This is a genomic window from Devosia riboflavina, assembly GCF_000743575.1.
GTDB classification, from domain to species: Bacteria; Pseudomonadota; Alphaproteobacteria; order Rhizobiales; family Devosiaceae; genus Devosia; species Devosia riboflavina.
The window spans coordinates 1-708 of record NZ_JQGC01000105.1; the positions used below are offsets into that span (position 1 = coordinate 1).

The following is a 708-nucleotide window of genomic DNA, read 5'->3' on the forward strand; positions in this document are numbered from 1 at the left end:
TGTGCACGATGCCCAGCGTACGGTAGCAATCCCCGGTGCTCTCCACGATCACGCGGAAGCCGATCATGTCGGAGAGCTGCTCCAGCGCGATCGACTTGCGCTCGATCTTGTTGAAGATCGAGAACGGCGACTTCACCCGCGCGCTCACCTTCGCGTCGATCCCCTCGGCCGCTAGCTTCTCGCTCAGCTCCGACGTGATCCGGTCGATAGTGTCGTGGTGGTCGGCCTGCATCTCGCGCAGGCGGCTCGTGATGGCGTTGTACTGCTCGGGCTGCTGCACCTTGAACGAAAGGTCTTCGAGCTCCGAGCGGATGCCCTGCATACCCATGCGGCCTGCCAGCGGCGCATAGATGTCGAGCGTTTCCTGCGCAATCCGCGTCCGCTTTTCGGGCGGCATGTATTCGAGCGTGCGCATGTTGTGCAGGCGGTCGGCCAGCTTGACCAGCAGCACCCGCACGTCTTCGGAAATCGCCAGCAGGAGCTTGCGCAGGTTTTCCGCCTGCGCTTCCTCGCGCGAAACGAGGTTCAGCCGCTCGATCTTGGTGAGGCCATCCACGATCGCGCCGATTTCCGAGCCGAAGAGCTGGTCAATCTCGGCGCGCGTCGCGTCGGTGTCCTCGATGGTGTCGTGGAGAAGCCCCACCGCGATCGTCGCGTCATCGAGCTTGAGATCGGTGAGAATGGCCGCCACTTCCAGGGGATGGGCGA

1 protein-coding gene is annotated in these 708 nt (G+C 63.4%); it reads right to left on the reverse strand.

The window, feature by feature from the left end; all coding sequences use genetic code 11:
* A partial coding sequence (locus tag JP75_RS24915) for an HD domain-containing protein (protein ID WP_035088060.1) occupies positions 1 to 708 on the reverse strand: 708 nt, incomplete at both ends.